This window comes from Bacteroides sp. 214, assembly GCF_010501015.1.
Lineage (GTDB): Bacteria > Bacteroidota > Bacteroidia > Bacteroidales > Bacteroidaceae > Bacteroides.
This window is the reverse complement of sequence record NZ_QVML01000002.1, coordinates 227,912-250,458: the sequence shown is the minus strand read 5'-3', so window position 1 is coordinate 250,458 and position 22,547 is coordinate 227,912. Positions and strand designations below refer to the sequence as shown.

Genomic DNA, 22,547 nt, shown 5'->3' with positions numbered 1-22,547 from the left:
GGTGTGTCAAGCTTTTCGTTTTGACACACCCTCTTTCTTTATTCATCATACTGTTTGGCCAGTCCGCCGGTAGAAGTTTCTTTGTATAAGCTCGGCAAATCATGTCCGGTTTGCCGCATCACCTCCACAACCTGATCAAAGCTCACACGATGTCGCCCGTCAGAGAATGTAGAGAATGTATTTGCATCGAGCGCGCGTGCTGCAGCAAATGCATTTCGTTCAATACAAGGAATTTGTACCAAACCGCAAACCGGGTCGCACGTTAGCCCCAAGTGATGTTCCAATCCCATCTCTGCCGCATATTCTATTTGTGCGGGTGTACCTCCGAAGAGTTGATTAGCAGCAGCGGCAGCCATTGCACACGCCACTCCTACTTCACCTTGGCAACCCACTTCGGCTCCGGAAACAGATGCGTTGGTCTTTACAACATTGCCAAACAACCCGGCTGTTGCCAAAGAGCGCAAGATACGGGAGTCATTAAACTCGCGTGTTAGTTTAAGGTGATAAAGCACCGACGGAAGTATGCCGCACGACCCACATGTAGGAGCCGTTACAATCTTCCCGCCACAGGCATTTTCTTCGGACACAGCCAAGGCGTAGGCATATACCTTTCCGCGACTTTGCACATTGAGAGAATAGCCTTGCGCACGTATCAAATAGTCGGAAGCTTTGCGACGAATACCCAATCCTCCGGGAAGTATTCCCTCGGTTATTACCCCTCTTTCAATGGCGCTGCACATGGTTTGCCATACTTCTCTGAGGTAATCCCAAATTTCGGGTCCTTCGCACATCTCTACATATTCCCAGTAAGAATGCCCGGTCTTTTCGCACCAATCTTTTATTTCTCGAATAGTAGACATGCCGTAGATAGAGCCGGTACCTTCTTCTTTATAGGTTTCGCTGCCCAACGAGCCTCCGCCTACACTGTACACAACCCACTGGTCTGTAACATCACCCTGAGCATTCAAGGCCTCGAACTTCATTCCGTTAGGATGAAAGGGTAGATAGACTTCGGGATTCCAAACAATTGTAGTTGGCGCATGTTTTTGAAGCACATCGAGAATAGCAACATCCGTCATGTGCCCTTTGCCTGTTGCAGCCAAACTACCGTAAAGCGTAACCGTAAAAGAGGCAGCATGAAGATTGCGTTCCAAGAAGATTGTCGATGCACGGCGTGGTGCCATGGTATGACTACTGGACGGCCCGTTGCCTATGCGAAAAATATTCCTGATTGACTCCATTTCTTCGCTTATCCCCTTTCCAGTACCAGTACAGTTTTACCTTCTTTATCCAAGAAAGAGATACGGTTGTTGTTGGAAGCATCAAAAGAAGCTACCTCGTTGAGTCCGTTCAAGACCAAACGCTCTACTGTCATGTCGAGACAAGCTTTCATGGTTGCGGCAACAGCAGGGAATGAGATTGCCTGTGCGTTTTGCTCGTTTGTAACAAAACGTCCGTTAAAGCCATTGCATCCCGCATTGCCCGATATACTCTTCTTCTCCACATCAAATTCAATGAAAGGACGATTTGTATCCGTACCTGTGGGGATAACTTCGCCACTGGCTTCTACTACCAACCATTTGCCGTTAAGCAAATTCACCTGGTCGTTATTCGTACGCATTTCAAGTACTACAATAGGGCGATTAGAGGCATTGGTCAACGCCATGTTGCCATTATCCAACTTCTTGTACCCTTTTACGTTCTTGAGCACGTTCAATACATTCTTTTCCAGTGTCATGTCTCCACACAACATACGTGTGCCGGCAATCTCGCTTAGTTCGAGCGAACCCGGTTGCGCATTGATATCGAATGAACCCATCATACGGTTGCATCCGCTATTTCCGGCAAGTTTACCACTAGTGGTTTCAAAGCTGATATAAGGAGCCTTTTGTCCGGCTGTGGGTTGCACCTTCGAACCGTTAATTTCAATAATATTCCACTCACCCTCTAGTGCAGAGAGCGTTATAAACTGTTTGGCAGCGCCACAGGATGTCAATGTTAATAGCATATATGCCATAGCTAATGAAGATAATACCTTTTTCATCATAATTAGGTAGTTGTTTGTTAAATTAAAATTCGCACAAATATAATTGATTATAACTAAAGTTTTTTACTTTTGTAGTTTCAATATAACAGATTTAGGTATTAAAAGGTTCAATAAGATTTATTTTACGATAACACCTGCTAATTAGTTAACCAAAACATTTTGAATATGAAAGCTATAACGATTTTCACACTATTGTTTCTTGCTGTTTCGGGCAATTGCCTGGCACAAAACGACTACTTGGTAAAAACAGCAAAAACCGGTAGCGCAGCTACCTCTACCGAGGAACGTCTCGTAGAAGATAACTTCCCCTACTACTCCATTTGCGAGTGGACACCCGGCATGAAGTTTATGTTTATTGTTGATGAAAGATCCAGTTTTATCTCCATTCTGAAGTCTCCAGCTAATGATCGTGATGTAGATAACAGTAAATTCCAGCACAAGATATTAGAGTTCAAAGGCTACGAAACAGTAGAAAAAGAAGGATATACCGGCAAAAGTATTTCTACCCGTTTTCTGTTTGAGTGCGAAGGCGAACCATTTTACCACGAAGTAAAAAACCAATCACCTGCCGAAATCTGTGCAAACAATCAGCGCGCGTTTATTGGTAGCTTAGCCTACCTGGGCGATGTAGACACCGCACGTGAGTTCTTTGTAGGAAAAACGCTACGCACCGTTAGCACCAATTTCTTTGTTGATGACCACAGCAGCCAAAACGGATTTAAGACAGCTACTGTAGCACGCAATGAAGAGGTTAAGGTTACTGCCATTGGTGTAGGTTCGAGAGAATATCCGGTGAAGATTATTTTTGAAGATAAGAACGGAAACTCCTACTTCACCCAGCTTGCTTTCTCCAAAACAAATTCCGGGCTACTTGCTTCCGACTTTACCGGCGAAAGACATAATCGCGCATTTCAAAACGTATTCTCTTTCGAGGATAAAGACATGAAAGCACAAGGCAATCTAAAAAGCAAGTATGTAGGAAAAGCAGCATATCCCAACAATGAAATTACCGCGACCAAAGATGGTAGCACAGTTAAACTGGCGCGCTACACTCCGCTAACGATTACAAGCATGGATATGAAATCGGGCACAAAAGCCTTATTGAAATTAAAAGATCGTGAGGGCAATATATACGAAAGAGAAGTAGATACTAAATATGATATCTTTGTTAGAAACGAAGACTTCATTGACGATATGTTTGGCTTTGGCGACCTACGCGCGCAATACCCAAGTATTACCGAAGAAAACTGGGCGTTACTCAGCAAAGGGCAAATAAAAGTAGGTATGACACAAGATGAGTGTCGCTTATCATTGGGCGAACCTATCCGTACAGAGAAAAATACCAACGCGCGCTACGAAACCTGGTACTACCAGGGAAAGATGCTTAGCTTTGAAGGAAAGACATTGCAACGCATCAGGTAGGCAACTAATTATAACAAAACAAGAAGCGCGGGAGCAATCTTCAATACGAAGATTAACTCCCGCGCTTCTCGTTTTATACGAACACCGGGCTACTTTCTGAATGGTGGTTTTACGACCAAAGCCCGCTGTCTGCGTCCGCGTACATCCAGATAAATTTCTGTACCCAGCGCAGTATATTCCGGTTTTACATATCCCAAGCCAACACCAATCTTGCGAGTTGGCGACATTGTTCCTGATGTTACCACACCAATCTTTTCTCCATCGGCAGTTACCAAGTCATATCCTTGACGAGGAATGGCACGCTCCTGCATTTCAAAGCCTACCAACTTGCGAACAGTTCCCTCTTTCTTCTGCTTTTCTAAAGCTGCGCGATTGATAAAGTCTTTGCCCTCTACAAACTTAGTTATCCAACCCAGTCCTGCTTCGATTGGTGAAGTTGTATCGTCCAGTTCATGACCATACAAACAGAAGCCAGCTTCCAAACGCAAGGTATCGCGTGCTCCCAAACCAATTGGTTTGATGCCAAATTCTTCGCCCGCTTCAAAAACTGCATTCCAAATCTTATCGCCTTCGTTGGGATAGAAATAGAGCTCAAAACCACCTGCGCCCGTATAACCTGTGCACGAAATGATCACATTCTCTACACCAGCAAACGTACCTACTTTGAAGGTGTAATAAGGAATAGCAGAGAGATCTATATCGGTCAATTTTTGCAATACCTGTGTTGCTTTAGGACCTTGCACGGCAAGTTGTGCCATATTGTCCGAAGAGTTTTCTAAGATAGCGCCCTCGGTATTGTGAGCCACACACCAGTTCCAGTCTTTTTCTATGTTTGAGGCGTTTACCACCAAGAGGTATTTTTCTTCTTCATATTGATAAACCAGGAAGTCATCCACAATACCGCCATCATTATTGGGGAAACAGGCATATTGTACCTTGCCCGGTGCTAACGCGGCTACATTATTAGACGTTACCTTCTGCAAGAAAGCCAAGGCATTTGGTCCTTTTACCCAGAACTCGCCCATGTGCGATACGTCAAATACGCCCACCCCACCACAAACAGTTAAGTGTTCGTCAATAATACCGGTAGTGTATTCAATAGGCATGTTGTAGCCTGCAAATTCGTGCATCTTAGCTCCCAAGGCTATATGCTTCTCTGTAAATGGAGTTTTTTTCATTATTAGTTTATTATAAAGTTAATAAGATTTTAATTCCGCACCGTTCCGTTTTCGGCTACAAGTTCCGCAATCTTCACGATAACATTCATCGCTTTTTCCATATTCTGAATAGGAATAAATTCATAACGTCCGTGGAAGTTAAGCCCTCCGGCGAAGATGTTAGGACACGGTAATCCTTTGAAAGAAAGTTGTGCGCCATCTGTTCCACCACGAATAGGTTTCACGTTGGGTTTTACGCCCACAGCTTCCATAGCTTTGAAGGCAATGTCTATCACATGCATTACCGGCTCTATCTTTTCGCGCATATTGTAGTACTGGTCACGCATTTCCAATGTAGCGGTGCCCTTGCCATAGGTTTCGTTTATACGATCTACGATGTGCTGAACTGTTTTCTTGCGATCTTCAAAAAGTGTACGGTCGTGGTCGCGGATGATGTACGAAACCGTAGTCTGCTCTACATCACCCTGCACATTGGTAAGATGATAGAATCCTTCGTACTTCTCGGTAGTAGCAGGCGTTTCGTTTTCGGGGAAGAGTGCTATGAGTTTGTTGGCAATTAACAGGGAGTTAATCATCTTTCCTTTGGCATAACCCGGATGAACGTTGCGTCCCTTAATGGTTATCTTGGCACCGGCAGCGTTGAAATTCTCATATTCCAACTCACCCAATTCACCACCATCCATGGTGTATGCCCATTGGCAACCAAACTTCTCCACATCAAACTTATGTGCACCCAATCCTATCTCTTCGTCGGGGTTGAAGCCAATGCGAATCTTTCCGTGTTTGATTTCGGGATGTTCTTTCAGGTAAGCAATAGCGGTTATTATTTCTGCGATACCAGCTTTATCATCGGCGCCAAGTAAAGTAGTGCCATCGGTTACAATAAGATCCTCGCCCACGTGTGCCAATAGTTCGGGGAATTGCGCAGGCGACAGTACATACTCACCATCAGCCGAAAGTTTTAATTCTTTTCCGTCGTACTTCTCTACAATACGTGGTTTCACATCCTTTCCGCTCATATCGGGGCTTGTATCCACATGGGCAATAAAGCCAATAGTTGGAACCTCCTTATCTATATTCGATGGTAGCGTAGCAAAAAGGTAGCCGTTCTCATCGAGTGTTATCTCTTCCAGCCCCAACTCTTCGAGTTCGGTCTTTAAGTATTTTACAAACTCCATCTGCCCTGCAGTACTTGGAGTAACCCCGGAGTTATCGTCAGACTGCGTGTCGTAGCTAACGTATTTCAGGAAGCGGTCTATTAGATTCATAATGATTATTATTTTTTATGATTGTAATGATTTAGTTAATTAAACATATTTTCAAAACAGTTGAAAGAGGCTATTGTTCTTCATCATTTGAGAGCAAGTAGTCATTAGCCCTTGCCGACGATATAACAGAACGGCCAAGTTGTGCCTCCAATTGATTCCGTCATTCTCATTTTTCCATCTGCCGCTTGTAATTTCAAACCGTGACAATTCGTCACGGTTTGATTTCCTTCTTCTTTTAGCCGTTGTTTTAGCTTACGCCAATAGCCCTGTGGATTATTACTCTCCGTCAGTACAGCAACAACATCTACTATAGAGAAGAACCATTTCTCTTGCTCATCATCCCAAATTGAACGAATCTTTTTATTCTCAAACAGCTTTAAAGCTTCTTTCTTTGCCATCTTATATCGTCTTACAAGCAATTACAATCTGTAACCGTTTCAAAGATAGAAAAAGGGCTGTGATTCGACAAACAAACCACAGCCCTTTTTACGTTTATTAAAGCAATGCGTCAATAGCTCATTAAAAGTTTCTTTTGCCGAACGAGACCAAATTATTTCCATCCCATTCGCTCCTTCACCCACGAGTCTATTTCGGAATGAGGCGTACAACGTCCTTCTTTTATGGATTTTTTGGCCAGTTCATACATTTCCAGCATCAAATCAGCGGGTATCTCATATTCTTCACAAACCTCTTTATCTTCTACTTGCAAAGAAATCTCATCACTCTGTGTTCTACACTTTATCTGTTTCAACACCTCTTCTGCCGCAACAATCTCGCCACGCTCATATTGCTTTAGACCAATCTCAAAATCTTCCTGAATATACTTCTTCATAGTTTATCCCTCCGCGTAACTCAGCGTTTCAACCAATCTTATGAAGATAAAAATATTTCTTCATGAAGATAACATACACAATAGATAATATCAGTATTGCACCCAATAAATACCAATAGCCATACCCCAACGGATGCATCCAGATATAGCCTGCAGCAACAATACCTTGCACAAGCATATAGAGAGACGACACGACAACATGTGGCATTTTCAATTCATTTGCCATCAGTTGATACATGTGTTTGCGATGCGGTAAGCCGATATTCTCATGAAGCATCAGTCGATGTATTATAGTCAACACCGAATCTACTCCATAAACCACCAACAATATGATATAACTAAAGTCATTGGTTGCCAGAATTAACTTGCCAATAAGAAAAAGTACAATAAAAGCAATGCTTATTGAACCCACATCACCGGCAAAACATTTGGCTTTCTTACGGAAATTAAAGAAATCAAATACCAGTATGGCGAGGATAACCACATAAATGAAATCAGGCTCTACAAAAGTTATGATATAATGGTTGATATAGGCTAAGGCAAGCAGAATGATGAGTGAATATCCTCCGGTTATACCATTAATACCATCCATAAAATTGTAGGCATTAATAATTCCTGTGCACACAATTAGTGCCACAACCAACCAATACCACGGCAACTCGAACATCCCCCATTGGTAAAACATCAACGCCATAGCACTAAAGTGAAACACCAAACGTGTTTTTTGCGACACAGGATGCACATCGTCCACAAAACTTATGCAGCTTATCAACGTTAGCCCAAGGATAAACCAAGGGTATTCAAAATGATTGGTAAGGAAGTAAGCCAACGCGCCGAGGGAGAAAATTATCCCCCCACCACGTAGTGTAATGCGGGTATGCGAGCTACGTTGGTTAGGCTTGTCTATGATGTTGTACTTGTCGGCTATGCGGAAGTAAAGAAGCTCGGCAAGGAAGAGGATGGTAAGGATGATGAGGTAGTACATATGAAATAAACTCTGTGTTATTTTGCGTTATTCTGCGTTTTAAACGATCTTAAATGCTCTCAACACCTCTATAGGTTCCCATCCCAATTCACGCCTAGCCTTTTCATTGCTAAACGTTAATGATTCCGTTATCTTTTTCAGTTTCAGCGAATTTATTGGTGCTTTATTGCCCAAGCAGTCGCCAACTAAAGCCATAGACTTAGCTATCCAATAGGGTATTGACAATGGCATTCTTTTATTCAGTTGTTTACAAATAACGGTTTCCAATTCTCTGAATGTAGGATAATGATTATCGCACACATTGTATATGCCACCTTTTTCGGCCAATAGTGGAATTAAGTTAGCGATATCCTGTACCATCAAAACACTTTTTTTCGCTTTCCCTCCTGCTATACTTAGATATCTGTTTCGTTTTATTCCACTAATCATTGCTCCTAAGTTCCCCGGAGGGTTAGGACCTGCTATTAGTGAGGGACGAATTATGCTGAGTACAACATGATGTTTGGCACACCACTCTTGCAGATACTCTTCTGCTTGTATCTTACTTAACGCATAAGGAGTATCACCATTCAGAGGATGCTCTTCTGTGATATTCTCTCCGTAGTCACAACCATATACAGCTACCGTGCTAATAAAGATGAATGATTTAGGAATACTATTCTTTTCTAAAGCAGTACAGAGATTTTTAGTTCCCTGTAAGTTTACGTCAAAAAATAGTTTCTTTTCAACTTCGGTTTTAGGAATAGAGTGTGCTTTGCCTGCAGCGTGAAGAACAATATTATATTGTTTATCTAAGACAGGAATCTCTTTGGCCAAGTTTGCACAAATATCGTCATTATCAGTAAGACCAATGGTTGTTATTTGGTAGCTGCTTAATAAAGGGTAGATTGAGTTGCCGAGGAAGCCGGAGGCTCCGGTGAATAGAAGATTCATTTATGTATAAACTGTTTAAATTTAGGCAATATACGATAGAGTGGATAAAATATAGATACAGGGATTCCATTTTCTTTGAATGCATTATAACATTCAATATTCCCTTTTATTATATTTTGAATATTTTTACTCGTTGCTCCTCCCAATCTCATTCTAACTAAAGGTTCGCGTAGATAGGTCATTGATATCTTATATCTCTCAACCAAACGAAGCATTATCTCAAAATCGGCGGCCAATTTATATTTTAGATTAAATAATCCACACCTTTCATATACTTCTTTTTTAACATAGAATGTTGGATGAGCAGGATGCCATCCTTTAGAAAACGCCCTTACTTCACCCGACCTCCAATGTCTCACAATATTATCTGTGTCATGTTGTGATACATAATACAAGTCAGCATACACACAATCTACATTCTGAGTATTGAATATCTGCATAACCTTTTTTATAACATCTGGTTCTGCCAATAAATCATCTGAATTGATAATTCCCACAACATCACCCGTAGCCATTGTGAAGCCTTTATTCATCGCATCATACAAACCTTTGTCTTTCTCTGATACCCATCGCATTTTCTTTTTGAACAAAGGTTCGTATTCTTTTATTATTGCTACTGTATTGTCACTGGACAAACCATCAACTATTATATATTCAATATCATCATATGTCTGTGATAATACCGACTCAATGGTATCCCTTATTGTCGAAGCACTATTAAAAGATACGGTTATTAGAGATATCTTCATTTTTTATCTTCTTATTCGTATTTGAATCGCATTCTTTACAGGCTCCTCGCTAAACAAAATAAGATAGCCACCACCCCCTGCTCCACTTATTTTCCAGCCGAGTACCTCTTCTTTATAAGAATCTATCTGCTGTATGATGTCTTCCGAAACCATATGGGGGAACATATTTATTTGCGCGTTAAAACTTTCAACTAATGCCTCTCCTACCTTCTTAGAATCTTTGCTATTTATAGCCTCCCAACATTTGTCGGCAGCTTGCGCCAGGCTCATAGCACCCTCTTTTGTTATATTTGTACCCGACAGCACATCATATTCCTTATGTCGCGGATAGAGTGGTATCAGCCAAAGTCGACTCTCAATCCATGTTAGTAGCTCAGCATCAAGAACACTCTCTATCTGCTCGGGCCAATAGTTATTGTTGTAGAAGAACCTGTTTAGCCCCGGCATAGTAATACCCAGTGCATCTTGCGAACCACTTACGTATTTTGTTCCCGGAGGGTTTTCGAAACAAAACAGCGTTTTCGCTATCTTTTCTTTATCCCCATCTGGTATATCTGTTTGCCACAGCTCAACAGCTTTCTTCCGGCTGCTGGTCGACATCCCGCTACGATCATTAAATTCATAATCGGGCTCTATACTAATGGTGAGCACCGCACCCGGATACAATTCGTTTACATAAAGCTGATCAAGCCATCCACCCGCCAAGTCTATTCTATAAGGTATTCTACACTCCGCACGCAACGCAGTTGTAGAGCGCACTGGCAAATTGGCATGAGGAATACGTTCGCTTATAACATATTCTATCCCCAATCGTTTGCAGAGTTCCTCTTTTATAGCCGAGTGTCCATCCGAGTTTACAAAGAAAATATCCGGCTTAAACTCCTTTATATCCTCTTCAAAGTCCAGGATGCCCGAACCTTTATTTACCCACGCATCTTTCACTGCTTTTAGCGCCCGTACCATATAGAGGCGCTCATTCTCCGGGTTAATTGTTTTACGAGCTTTCAAGTCGTATATGGTTTTGTCGGATCCAATACCTACGTATAGGTCACCATGGCGCGCTGCTTCCTCAAAGAAAGCCACATGCCCACTGTGGAGCATATCGTAGCAGCCGCTTACAAATACTTTTTTAGGGTTCATAAGGGTAGTGTACTTGTTTGTATTAGTTTTTTGTAAATAGCAATTCAAATACCTTAATAAAGTATTTCAGCAAAAGAACGGGGGTACAAGTCCATATTCCATTCTCTTTGCAAGCTCTTACTATTTCTTTATTCAGCGTAATATTACTTTTTATAGACGCGGTACTCGCTCCTCCCGTTCGCATTTTCATAAAATCCAAAGGAAGGTATTTATATTTCAGTTTATGAATATACAAGAAACGAATCAGCAATTCATAATCCGCGGCTATTTTATAATCTGTTTTGTAGTATCCAAATTCTTCAAAATATCTCCTATATGTAAAGAAAGTAGGGTGAGCCGGCATAAAACCAAAGCGAAACAATTTTGGTGAGAAAATTCCGGAAGAGTAGTAACGAACAGTTTTATCCAAGTTGTCAGGGATCACAAATCGCACATCTCCGTATAGAGCTTGTACTTCTTTATTCAGAAAAGCTTCTATTACTTTCTCTATGATATCATTTCGATGATAGAAATCATCCGAATTTATTATACCCACCACATCACCTGTTGCCATGCGTATTCCTTTGTTCATGGCATCGTAAAGCCCTCTATCCTTTTCGGAAATCCATTTCAAACGGTTGTTAAATTGTGGCTCGTATTGCTTTACAATTTCTATGGTAGAGTCGGTAGAACCGCCATCTATTATGATGTATTCTATATGCGGATAAGTCTGAGCAAGTACAGACTTGATGGTATCGGCAATGGTAGAAGAGGCGTTGTAAGAGACGGTTATAAGGGATATTTTCATACTTCTAATTAAATCAACGTATTATATAAATGAATATAGTTTTCCCATTGTTTTCCTTTGTCAAAATGCGCCAAAACCCTGTCTCTGCATTGTTGTTTATAGTCTTGCGTACTGTTCTTTAGCACATTTATAGCCTCTCTCACCGCATTCATATCGTGAGGTTCAACAACAAAGCCTGTTTCTTCCGAAACGACTTCCGGACAAGCTGTAGAGTTATACACAAGAGCGGGCGTTCCACATGCCATACTTTCGGCTATGGTCATGCCAAAGGTTTCTTCCATAGAAAAACTAATATACAAATCGGCAGAAGAGTACAACTCTACCAATTGATTCAAATTCTCTGTTCTTTCTATTCCTATTATATTAAATGGTAGCTCTTTTATTTGTTTCTTGGTCAATCCCACTAACATAATTCTTTCGTCGGCTTTTAGTTGAGCAGCCAATGTCTTAAAATCCTCAAGACCTTTGCGGTTGTCCCAAACGGAAGAAACACCTAAAATTAGAAATTTATTTTCGAGATTATATTTTCTCTTTACATTTGGCGAAGGCACAAATAGCGTTGTATCTATTCCATTATAAATAGTTCTGATTGGATAATCTTTCAAAAAAGATTTTTCAACCTCATGTGTCAGCCACTTAGAAACTGGCACTAATGTTACATTGCGTACAGAGGTAAAACTATTCCTTTTATTCAAAAAATTCTTTGTCGACCGATCTGCCCACATACTTGCCGGATACACCTGCTTCTGAGGACAATGGTGGCAAACGTCCTGCCACCTATCACATTTTGCGTAAGTATAGTGTGCACAATGCCCTGTATACGCCCAGCAGTCATGCAATGTCCATACCACAGGTATTTCTCTCTCTGACAGATATTCAAATAATATCTTGTAATTCAAATAGTACCCATGAATATTGTGCAGATGCACGATGTCCGGCTTTATCTTATCAATCTCTTTTATAAAGATACGCGTTGCGTTGCACGATGCCAACCCATGATTATCCAATAAGCGTGTTTCAATCGCATGAAGATTCACGTCCAAATCACTACCTATCCTTATCAACTGCGATTTGCTTTGCCGTGGATTCCGTCCATAGGCAATATAGCTCCCCCAACCTTTGTTTATAGCCAATTCACCAATTTCTTCAGCTATATGTCCGGTGGAGCCGGAGTTTACAACAGTATTAATTTGCAGTAGAGTTGGCATAACTAGCTGTTTTTTGATATTGATTGCACATCAAGTAGGAAAAGAGAAAAGCCAACACCGGCAATGCTATGGGCACAGGATTAATCATCAATAAAGAGAAAGAGAGAAACACTGCCCACCTCAATTGTTTATCATGACCAAAATAACGTTTAAAAGCTCTATAGAACAAGACAGGAACAACAAAACCAACTATTCCCAACTCAAACAACATGGCACCATAGGCAGACATTATTCTTGTTGTAGTAATGACAGATTCAATAAAGAAAGTTTGGTGTTTTAGCTCTTCTGTTACATAAGCTCCGTAAGTATCAATTCCAGAGGGCATACCCCAATTTTCCAAGAATCCTTTTATTGAAAAGTAAATACCAGATAGGCGGTCATTCAAACTCGCGTCTATTTGAAAAGCTAATAGTGGATCTTCGCTAAACAATTTTATCAAACTATAGATTCTGGTTTCTGGCATAAAGTAAGCAACCAAAGGAATCATGGTTAGCGGAAACACTACTATACCCAAAAACAAAATCAAAAACTTACGATAGATAAATAGGCATACTATTGCTATGAACAACAAAATCAAAATCAACAAACTCGATTTCGCCAAGAATACGATCTGAAACAATAGGAATAATGAAAACCACTTACTTCTCAACTGAAAAACCGAAAAAAACAATAAAAACAAACACATAATTCCATAGTACGAGGGTTCGGGAGCCAAGCTAACCACGCCACGCACCACATTAGTTGACGCTCTGGGCAAAAGAAAAGATAAAAAAGAAGGGTATACAAATCGTTGCACTAAGCCTACTCCTCCCCATATCCATATAATTAGTTTTAGATGAAAATTTGAAAGGCTATATCCTTTTTCAAAAAAATGATAAAAAGATAAAGATATAACAAACAAAGATAAATAACCTATTAAGGTTCTCAACATAAAAATAGAAAAGCCCGAAAGTAAAGCCACTATGAGTGAAAAGATAAACACACAAAATAAATAAAAATATTCTTTCTTAATTAAGGCTTTTTTCTTCCTCCAAAAAAGGAGTAAGAATAAGAATGAAAAAGTTATAGCCCAAGGCTGCGTATCACCTGTTCCAGCTATAGGAAGCAACCTTATGTAAGGAAAGAAGGTGAAAAAAGTAAGTATAAAAAAGAAATTCTTCACGGTAGTTTCTAAACTCCTTTCAATATTTCAGATTACGAAAGCCATTCACTATAAAAGAGGGGCACATTCTCTTTAATAAAACACGAAAACTAAATACTGCCCTTTTCAGCTTAAACACAGTATGTTTATCCGAACCATTTATTTTTGCTATTTCATCAAACATCAACAATTCGTTAGAGTTCGACAAACTTACATCTGCCAGATTATAATAAGCTATTATAGTAGAAACGTATTCAAACCGGGCACCCTTGGTATAAAGATTATAAAATTGATTATAATCGGCACAAACTTTATAGCCAAGGTCGAATAAATTCTCCTTAGCCACCTTGGTACGCAAAAAACAAGATTGATGGCAGAAAGGCATTCTCTTTTGGATATTTTCAATGCTTAGTCCATCTATTCTTTTATTTATTTTCTCGCTAAACACGCACATCGTGTCCCCATACACAACATCAGCATCACTGTTTCCCAAGCGCTCAGCAACATCAAACAGAACTGTGTTAGTATAAAAAGAGTCGCCACAGTTAAGAAACAGAATCCATTCTCCCGTGGCTTTCTCAATGCCCTTATTCATGGCATCATACACACCCTTGTCGGGTTCGCTTATCCAAGAAGAGATTTTATCTTCATAGCGTTTTATTATATCGAGGGTATCATCCTTACTACCACCATCAATAATAATATATTCTATGTTTTTGTACGTTTGGTTTATAACGTTCAATATAGTAGCTTCAATAGTAGAAGCTGCGTTATAGGAAACTGTGACTATTGTAATAAGAGAACTCATATGCTTTGGTTTGGGGTTATTTCACACTCAAAAGTATCATAAAAAGGCAATAGCACAAAGTGTCAATAATTGTTTTTTAGATTTCACTTAAATCATTTTTCTTATTTTAATATATATCGTATATAATTTATAGGAAATTTGAAAAGGAAAAATATAGAACAATTTGAATTTCAATGTCCAAAATTGAACCTCTCGTAAAAAATCCTTCACTATATAATTATACTCTTTTTTTGCCAAATAAGGGATAAGTAAGGTCAATGCAAATTTATCCAAAAGGATTAGTACACGTTTATCTTCAGAATAATGCTTCCTATATCCATCCATTTTTTTCAACCAATGTTTAGAGAAAGCTGGTAAAGTACCTCTAGGCTTCCCACTAGCATCTACATCTAAGTCATAAAAAGAAAGAGGCTTCTTATCATAAAATCCCAATTGAGTACACAAAGCTAAACGAAAGAAAAAATCATAATCTTCATAAAAAGATAACTCTTCATCAAAAAGTCCAATTTTAACAATAATTTCTTTCTTTATAACTAAAGAAGATGAGTTTATAGGAAAACTTACATGTAGAGATGCATATTCTATCAGATCTAGTATACCATGGTCTTGAGTTTTAAAGATTTTTTTTTGATTTATTATTTGATTGTTTCTTTTCCAAGCTATTTGAGAAGAAAAAGCTGAAATATCTGGGTATTGATTTATTAATTCATTAATCGTTAATAAAAAATCTGATGCCCACCAATCATCAGCATCCAAAAAAGCGATATAGTCGTAGAGAGACTCTTCAATTCCCAAATTTCTAGCGGATGAAACCCCAGCATTTACTTTATCTAGGAATTTTACACGCCGATCTTTCTTAGCTGCTTCTATGCAAATCAACTTACTAGAGTCTGTGCTCCCATCATTAACTAAGATCAACTCAAAATGAGGATAAGATTGTGATAAGACACTATTTATTGTGTTTTCAATATACTTTTCTTTGTTATATACAGGAACTATTATAGAGAAAAAAAACGTTTGCATATTAATATACATAAAAAGTTTATTTAATTATTCATTTTTACAACACCTTGTATATAGTATAAGTAACTATTATTAAAAAGATTTTACACTATATGTACCTAATTACCATTTCTATCGATTGGTATTATAAAAAGGACAAGAATCAATTAAACTTGTTACATTTATTTGAGGTTTCTGCCATTTTTCTTTCATAGATAACAAATAATCTAGATCAAAACAACGATCAAAATATAAAGGCGTTGGGATTTCCTTATTAACAGATAAAAAATAGTCTTTATATTTAAATTCACCTCCAACAATATCATCAGAGAATCTACACCACACATTGGGGACATTGTATGTATCAGCAATTATAATTCCATGTAATGAACTTGAAACAATAACCTCACAAGAGACAATCATGTCAATAAAATCGCGCCATGAACCATATGATTGAGTGTCAATAATGAGAACATTATCATCATTCTTATAGTGTATCAGGAATTGATTATTTTTATCTACATAATGGGGAATAAAACCCACCTTTTTTTTTTCTTTGATAACGTTGGGCGTATAATAGCAGGAAATTAACATAGCTGGATCCCCATATACTTCCGGACATTCAATCCCTTTTTGTAGGACAAGTTCTCTTGTCAAAGGACCACGTACTGCATAGATTTTCTTGGGACAAAAACTATCTTTGAGTTTATTCTCAATAGCACCACTACCCCATACGATTGTATCAGAATCTACATCATTGAGAATACTTCCAATACAAGAGTAAGATTCTCTTCTAAAAAATCTCCACATAACAGAATAGCTTGTTGGCACAACTTTCTTTTGTGTCATCAAATGTATTAAATGAAAATTTAAATCATCGCCAAAGTTCGCTTGGCCCAGTTTTTCTTCTTTGGGAAAGAAGCCATTTATTAAAATTACATCTCTATGAAATAGTTCTATAATGAAAAACTTAATCATATACATCAACTTCCTTAAATTCAATCTAAATGTTGTCAAACAATCCATATTTTACTATATATTTCGGTTAAAAAAACAATTATGATATCCTTATTCTTTTCAAATGCAATTTTAGAAACTGCACAAAACAGAAAATATACATGTATACGCTTCCATGCGCATGCATAATCCCCCAGTTAATCATTTTAAGACGATTGTCAATGCTTTTATCGGGAAAGAAATTATAAGAAACGCGAAATTGGTTATACCAAAACTTTGAGGGATTATTGATTCTATTTTTGCTTAGAAAATAGAGCTTTTCTTTCTGCTCAATAACATTCATCATAAATGAATAAGAGGCATTTGAAGTTAAACTGCTCTCTCTAATTCTATAAACAGCAACAACCTCTTTTAAAATATAGGCATCTCCCCACAATAATGCAAGCATATACATAGATGAATCACTCATTTCCTGCATTTCATTTGCACCCATTTCAACGAATGCTTTCTTGCGATATATAGTAGAAACCGTAGAATAAGGTTTCTGTAACCTTGATTGAAATCCTTGTAAATACTTTGCGCCATTAATTCGTCCTAATATGTTTATCTGAGTGTTTTTTATGAAATTTCTTGCTTTATCCTGAAATTCATGAGATATAGCAACATTTCCAGATACGAAAGCCAGCTTTTCATCTTCTCTTAGTTTATCAACAGCCTTCTTGAAAAAATATTCATCAGTCAGATAATCATCATCATCAGGCATATAAAGATATTCACCTTTTGAGAGAGAAAACCCAGCTTTGTGTTTATTACTAGGACCTTGAATTTTATCATCTTTTATATAAATAATACCAGGAAACCTCTCTACTATGCTATCTGTTTTATCAGCCTCTACTATATCATTTACAACTATGACCTCAAAATCAACACCCTTTTGCATATAAATACGTTCCAACTCATATGCCAACAAGTCTGCACGTTTATGCGTAGGTATAATTACGCTAATCATCACACCCTCAAGCATATTTTAACAGCAAGTCTTCAATTTTCGCTTCTGGAAGATATCCCACTGCTTTTTTTAACTTTTCCCCATTAAGACAAAGACTCTTTATATCTCCATCACGTCGAATTTCCTTGCCAAAAAAATCATTGTCGCATGAAACCTTATAAAACTGGAACATTCTCTCTATAAGATTTCTAATAGAAAGAAATTCGCCACCACCTATACAATAAAGTCCTGAGAGTATATCCTTCTCTAAAGCTTTATTCAACACTTCCATAACCTCTTCAAGTGTAATATACTGGCGTGTCTGAGTGCCTGCACTAAAACTCGGGGTTTCAGTAGCTTTTCCCATTGTATAATCTTGAAGATATTTCAAAACATAAGGTATCAAACGATTACCAGGCTTAAAATCATCCACTGAGAACATATTAGGAAGAATAAAATGCCAATATGTATAGTCTGCAATAAAATCTTTCATGTAGCGTCCATAAAGACGCTTTGAAAGTGCATAATCATTTGTAACAGGAAGACTAGAACATACTACCTCGTCTTCAGAAAAACATTTGCCTTCTTCATTATTAGATCCAATTTCCATATAAGAGCCAAAAGAGATATATTTACCCGTGTATCCCCACTTCTTCAGTTGCAAGGTTAGCTCAATAGGTATGTTTACATTAAGAGCGTACATTAACATTGAATCTGTATTCAAAGCAGCTTGAACACCAGCACCTGAAGCATAAATTACAACGTCTGATTTTACCAGATATTCATAATCAATTTCATTTTTCAGCAAATCTACTGAGAAAAAATTGGAATATTGATAATCGACGGGAGCTGAAAGGCCATACACATCTACTACCGTGTTTGGTCTTTTAAAGAAATATTTTGTAAGAGCCATGGAAAGCATTCCATTGGTACCAAAAATAGATATTATCATTATAATATATTTATATCAACTAAATCCAACAAATGTTCTTATCTCTTCTATACAAAGAGAGTAAACGTCTTCCTTTCTGTATCTTTTATACCAATCTGCAACTAATGCAATGCATTGCTGCATATTAAGTCGTGGTTTCCACCCCAAGCGCGTTTTCACTTTATTTATATCTAACATTAAAAGGTTTGCTTCGTGAACAACGTTAGCATCTGAAGAATCCCTCAACTCACCAAAGCCATAATTTTTTATAAGTTCAGAAGCAACATCCCACACTGTTGAAATGGATTCATCCTCTGGTCCAAAGTTCCAACCCTCACAATATTCTGTAGGATAATCCCACATTCGCTGTGCAAGCATCATATACCCATGAAGAGGTTCAAGTACATGCTCCCAAGGCCGAACAGCTTTCGGTGAACGAATATCAATAACCTTTCCTGTTTCTAACGCACGAATACAATCAGGTATTATGCGGTCAAGCGCCCAATCACCACCGCCAATCACATTGCCTGCACGCACAGAGGCAAGCGACACTGAGTGTTTCTTATTATAATCTTCTGGATTGAAAAAGCTTCTCCTCCAAGACTGAATAGCAATTTCGCATGCTCCTTTTGAAGACGAATAAGGATCGTAACCCCCAAAAGGATCAGTCTCCTTATAACCCTGAAGCTGCTCTTTATTATCATAACACTTATCGGTCGTTATCATCACGCCTACTTTTACACTCTTAGTTGCACGAATAGCTTCCATTACATGAATGGTTCCCATTACGTTTGATTCGTAAGTTTCAACTGGCTGCTCATAACTAAGGCGCACTAAAGGTTGTGCTGCCAAATGAAACACGATTTCAGGTTGATACTCTGCAAAGATTTCTTTCATTTTCTGTAGATTCCGAATATCAGCCCGAATATCAGCCTTGATTCTGCTACCTATATTTGAAAGAACAAAGTTATCCCTCTCTGAATAAGGGTCAAGAGAAACCCCTACTACCTCAGCTCCAAGTTCATGAAGCCAAATAGAAAGCCAGGAACCTTTAAAACCTGTGTGTCCTGTAACAAGTACACGCTTCTTTCTATAAAATTCTTTATATAAATCAATCATCTCATTTATTTTATAGCATATGCAATAGTATCCTTTGGATTATATAACATATCAGTATATGCCAAAAGAATAAAATTTTTCTCATTACTATTATTTACTACAATATGAGCCACATTATTAGGAATGAAAACAGTAATAGCTTTTTCCAAAGACATATCAATATCCAAACGTTCATGCGTATAAATATCCTCCAATTTAAGAGTCGCACTACCCTCTATTATAGTAAACCACTCAACTGCATTTGGGTGAAAATGCCCCCCTTTTGCTTGTCCTGGTTTACCCATTGTAATATAAACTTCACCTGTATGAGAAGGTATATTATCTTCTAGACCTGTAATAGCCTTGAGAAACCAGCCACGATCGTCGGAAATAAACCGACGTGGAATAACAGTAACACGTTTTACTAGAGAATCCATAACTACGACCCTATAAGTTGCTTTTATATTGAAGATTAGGAACTTGGCGAGTCCATTTCTTCCAAGGAGCTTTGTTTTCCGCCAATAATTTTTCAAGTAAGTTCTTTTCTCGAACATTATCCATACACTGCCAAAATCCCTCGTGGAGATAAGACATCAACTCACCACGTTCTGCTAGCATACTTAATGGAGCCTTTTCAAATACGGTATCATCTCCTACAAGCAAATCGAATATTTTAGATTCGAGAACCATATAACCTGCATTAATTGGAGCACTATCACTCATATTTTTCTCTCGAAAGGACCTAACTGCATTATCTCCATCAATGTCAAGTATACCTTTCTCCTGAGCTATTTTCACTGCTGTAAGTGTAGCCATCTTACCATGTGATTTATGAAACTCTACAAGCTTATCTATCTCCACATCACAAACGCCATCTCCATAGGTCATAAGAAACGGTTCATCGCCTACATACTTTTGAATGCGCTTAATACGCCCACCGGTCATTGTGTTATAGCCGGTATCAACCACAGTCACTTTCCAGGGCTCTAAATTACTCTGATGTACGGTCATTTCGTTTTTATTATTGCGAAAATCAAAAGTCACATCAGAGTTATGCAAAAAATAGTTAGCAAACCACTCCTTTATATACTCCTGACGGTAACCTGCACATATTATAAACTCCGTATACCCATAATAAGCATACTCTTTCATTATATGCCATAAAATGGGCATACCGCCAATCTCAATCATTGGCTTTGGCTTGAATTGAGATTCCTCAGAAATCCGTGATCCGAAGCCACCAGCAAGTAGTACTACTTTCATTTCGTATTATCGATTTTTAATTTTCTACAAACATATTCTATTAATATATTTTTCTCTTCTTTATCTAATGCAACATTGTAGATTATAAAGGAAGTTACAAGTATAGATGTTAGAACAACAATAATAAATCTTAGCCAACCTGAATTTAAATAGCAATGTAAAAATATAGGTAAAGGTACAATTAATATAAAAATATAAAAGGAGGGAAGGACAACCTTGAAGAAGAATGAAGTTATATCAAAAAAAGGTATTTGCTTTTTTACAATTTTCATCGTAAAAATAGTATGTCCAAAGAATACAAGCAGAATATTCAAAATAAAAGGTGTAGTGGGACCATATCCCATTTTTAGTAAAACATAAGATAAAGGCAACACTAGTATGTAGATAGTTCCATTTATTAAACTAATTGCTTTAACTCTGCCTGTGGCTGATATTGATATGACTATAGGCCTGTATAAAATTGACACCCAGTTGTTTATCAAAGAAAGTTGAACAAATACAACAGCATATTCAGGCACTTTATCAAGCCATACATTTAAAAGGAATTCAGCTTCTATCAATAAGGGTAATGTTGTAAATAAGAGTAATAGAAAAGAATATCTAGAAGAATTAAATATCAATTTCAAAAACGAAGTATAATTCTTAGAAGCATATTGCTTAATTATTTGCGGACGTATTGCGGTAAGAAAATTTTCCGCGAAACCCATTACAGCATTTAAAACTGTATTTGCGATACCTGTAGCCGCATTTACAATGGGGCCAAAGAATATATTTTGAAGTATATTTAACCCATGGCTTCTCACCATTACACTGAAATTTCCATAAAGATCCCATCCTGAGTAGACAAGCATTGGCTTTGCAACACCCTTGTCCACTCTAAAAGAAAACTTACATTCTTCAAAATTATTCAAGCAATAAACTAAATGAATTACAATCGTAAGAAGACTAGCGAGAAAAAGTAAAAAGGCATAAAGAATCAATCTATCACAGGAACTCATAAATAACGAATAAGCAATGATAAGCTTTATCAAAGAATCAAATACACCTATATAAGCGAAAAAAGTCATACGCTCATGAGCTATGATAGAAGCGCTTAATGGCACCTGTAAAATATTAAAAAAAAATGTTACTATAGATAATTGGTATACAACCAACGTCGTATCAAATCTAGAAATCGGCACATTTAGTTTATTATATACAAACCACAAACCAATTGTTTCAGCTAAAACGATGATAAGCAAACCTAAAGCAAAGTGTATCCAAAAAGATGTCCGAAACACATTTGCTAGTTTATCTTTATTCCCAGCGCCAAGTTCATATGTAAGGAATCTCGTAGTAGCTCCCGACAATGTAGAATTAAAAAAAGAAAACATCGCCACAAGACCTCCAACGACGTTATAAATCCCATAATCCATAATGCCCAGAGACTGTAAAACAACACGACTAGTAAAGAATGCTATAAACATATTCAATAGCATTCTAATATACAAATATATTGTATTTTTAACTATACGTTTATTGTCTTGAGATATACTAGACACTAATTCCTTTCTTTTTAATACCTTTATACATATGTAAAAAACTATCTTTTTGAATTGGAACTAATACATCCTTCATTTTTGAAAAACAAATTAGTCCTCCCTCTAAAATACACTTCGTGCCATGTCCCCCACATTCCTATGTAGACACAACACCCTAGAAACTATTTTCAAGCCACAAAAATACCCCCTTTATTCCAAACATCAAAGCGATGTTAAAAATAATTATGGAAATGAGTTGAAATGAACTAAAAAGCACATATGGTATGATG

At 37.9% G+C, this 22,547-nt stretch carries 22 protein-coding genes and 1 pseudogene; 1 reads left to right on the top strand and 22 read right to left on the bottom strand.

Annotated elements, in window-relative coordinates; genetic code table 11:
• Positions 1-38: 38 nt before the first annotated feature.
• Together D0T50_RS02710 and D0T50_RS02705 are read right to left on the bottom strand one after the other, a co-directional pair.
• Positions 39-1,241: an L-serine ammonia-lyase gene (locus D0T50_RS02710; RefSeq protein ID WP_163221737.1), complete on the bottom strand. Its 1,203-nt coding sequence runs from the start codon at positions 1,239-1,241 to the stop codon at positions 39-41.
• A gap of 8 nt (positions 1,242-1,249) precedes the next feature.
• Positions 1,250-2,044, bottom strand: a complete 795-nt coding sequence (locus D0T50_RS02705) for an META domain-containing protein (protein WP_370520871.1) — start codon at positions 2,042-2,044, stop codon at positions 1,250-1,252.
• 168 nt (positions 2,045-2,212) lie between these two features.
• Here D0T50_RS02705 and D0T50_RS02700 point away from each other — a divergent pair, with 168 nt between their 5' ends.
• Positions 2,213-3,469 carry a hypothetical protein gene (locus D0T50_RS02700; RefSeq protein WP_163221733.1) on the top strand — a complete coding sequence of 419 codons (1,257 nt, stop codon included), beginning with the start codon at positions 2,213-2,215 and terminating at the stop codon, positions 3,467-3,469.
• Between the two features lie 89 nt (positions 3,470-3,558).
• Here the strand turns inward: D0T50_RS02700 and gcvT are convergent, their stop codons facing one another.
• From gcvT to D0T50_RS02600, 20 genes and pseudogenes are all read right to left on the bottom strand, one after another.
• Positions 3,559-4,647: a glycine cleavage system aminomethyltransferase GcvT gene (gene gcvT / locus D0T50_RS02695; RefSeq protein ID WP_163221731.1), complete on the bottom strand. Its 1,089-nt coding sequence runs from the start codon at positions 4,645-4,647 to the stop codon at positions 3,559-3,561.
• Positions 4,648-4,676: 29 nt separating this feature from the next.
• Positions 4,677-5,915: a peptidase T gene (gene pepT, locus D0T50_RS02690; RefSeq protein ID WP_163221729.1), complete on the bottom strand. Its 1,239-nt coding sequence runs from the start codon at positions 5,913-5,915 to the stop codon at positions 4,677-4,679.
• 155 nt (positions 5,916-6,070) lie between these two features.
• Positions 6,071-6,313, bottom strand: a pseudogene (locus tag D0T50_RS02685) (hypothetical protein); the annotation flags it as partial.
• Positions 6,314-6,465: 152 nt separating this feature from the next.
• Entirely contained in the window at positions 6,466-6,747 is a 282-nt protein-coding gene (locus D0T50_RS02680) for a hypothetical protein (protein WP_163221725.1), read from the bottom strand.
• A 28-nt stretch (positions 6,748-6,775) separates the two neighbouring features.
• Positions 6,776-7,732, bottom strand: coding sequence for a glycosyltransferase family 4 protein (locus D0T50_RS02675; protein WP_163221724.1), 957 nt, complete (start codon positions 7,730-7,732; stop codon positions 6,776-6,778).
• A gap of 39 nt (positions 7,733-7,771) precedes the next feature.
• The gene (locus tag D0T50_RS02670; protein WP_163221722.1) at positions 7,772-8,665 is read right to left on the bottom strand and encodes an NAD(P)-dependent oxidoreductase; all 894 of its coding nucleotides are present in this window, start codon (positions 8,663-8,665) and stop codon (positions 7,772-7,774) included.
• On the bottom strand, positions 8,662-9,414 hold the full coding sequence (locus D0T50_RS02665; RefSeq protein ID WP_163221719.1) for a glycosyltransferase family 2 protein: 753 nt from the start codon (positions 9,412-9,414) through the stop codon (positions 8,662-8,664). Before D0T50_RS02665 ends, D0T50_RS02670 begins: the two co-directional genes overlap by 4 nt.
• Positions 9,415-9,417: 3 nt before the next feature.
• Positions 9,418-10,554, bottom strand: a complete 1,137-nt coding sequence (locus D0T50_RS02660; protein ID WP_163221717.1) for an adenylyltransferase/cytidyltransferase family protein — start codon at positions 10,552-10,554, stop codon at positions 9,418-9,420.
• Positions 10,555-10,576: 22 nt separating this feature from the next.
• Positions 10,577-11,341, bottom strand: coding sequence for a glycosyltransferase family 2 protein (locus D0T50_RS02655; RefSeq protein ID WP_163221715.1), 765 nt, complete (start codon positions 11,339-11,341; stop codon positions 10,577-10,579).
• Positions 11,342-11,349: 8 nt separating this feature from the next.
• Entirely contained in the window at positions 11,350-12,549 is a 1,200-nt protein-coding gene (locus D0T50_RS02650) for a glycosyltransferase (protein ID WP_163221713.1), read from the bottom strand.
• Positions 12,527-13,012: a hypothetical protein gene (locus tag D0T50_RS02645; protein WP_163221711.1), complete on the bottom strand. Its 486-nt coding sequence runs from the start codon at positions 13,010-13,012 to the stop codon at positions 12,527-12,529. Before D0T50_RS02645 ends, D0T50_RS02650 begins: the two co-directional genes overlap by 23 nt.
• Positions 13,013-13,730: 718 nt before the next feature.
• Positions 13,731-14,498 (bottom strand): glycosyltransferase family 2 protein, encoded by a 768-nt coding sequence (locus tag D0T50_RS02640; protein ID WP_163221709.1) that lies wholly within the window; start codon positions 14,496-14,498, stop codon positions 13,731-13,733.
• An 87-nt stretch (positions 14,499-14,585) separates the two neighbouring features.
• Positions 14,586-15,533 (bottom strand): glycosyltransferase family 2 protein, encoded by a 948-nt coding sequence (locus D0T50_RS02635; RefSeq protein WP_163221707.1) that lies wholly within the window; start codon positions 15,531-15,533, stop codon positions 14,586-14,588.
• A gap of 99 nt (positions 15,534-15,632) precedes the next feature.
• On the bottom strand, positions 15,633-16,478 hold the full coding sequence (locus D0T50_RS02630; protein ID WP_163221705.1) for a polysaccharide pyruvyl transferase family protein: 846 nt from the start codon (positions 16,476-16,478) through the stop codon (positions 15,633-15,635).
• A 79-nt stretch (positions 16,479-16,557) separates the two neighbouring features.
• Complete coding sequence (locus D0T50_RS02625) at positions 16,558-17,466, bottom strand: glycosyltransferase family 2 protein (protein ID WP_239058199.1); 909 nt, start codon at positions 17,464-17,466, stop codon at positions 16,558-16,560.
• Positions 17,467-17,473: 7 nt separating this feature from the next.
• Positions 17,474-18,397: an NAD(P)-dependent oxidoreductase gene (locus D0T50_RS02620; protein WP_163221701.1), complete on the bottom strand. Its 924-nt coding sequence runs from the start codon at positions 18,395-18,397 to the stop codon at positions 17,474-17,476.
• Positions 18,398-18,412: 15 nt separating this feature from the next.
• Complete coding sequence (gene rfbG / locus D0T50_RS02615; protein WP_163221699.1) at positions 18,413-19,495, bottom strand: CDP-glucose 4,6-dehydratase; 1,083 nt, start codon at positions 19,493-19,495, stop codon at positions 18,413-18,415.
• Positions 19,496-19,500: 5 nt separating this feature from the next.
• Positions 19,501-19,911, bottom strand: a complete 411-nt coding sequence (locus tag D0T50_RS02610) for a WxcM-like domain-containing protein (RefSeq protein WP_163221697.1) — start codon at positions 19,909-19,911, stop codon at positions 19,501-19,503.
• Between the two features lie 10 nt (positions 19,912-19,921).
• On the bottom strand, positions 19,922-20,737 hold the full coding sequence (rfbF, locus tag D0T50_RS02605) for a glucose-1-phosphate cytidylyltransferase (RefSeq protein WP_163221695.1): 816 nt from the start codon (positions 20,735-20,737) through the stop codon (positions 19,922-19,924).
• Positions 20,734-22,203 (bottom strand): MATE family efflux transporter, encoded by a 1,470-nt coding sequence (locus tag D0T50_RS02600; RefSeq protein WP_163221693.1) that lies wholly within the window; start codon positions 22,201-22,203, stop codon positions 20,734-20,736. The genes rfbF and D0T50_RS02600 overlap by 4 nt, the downstream gene beginning before the upstream one ends.
• Positions 22,204-22,547: the final 344 nt, after the last annotated feature.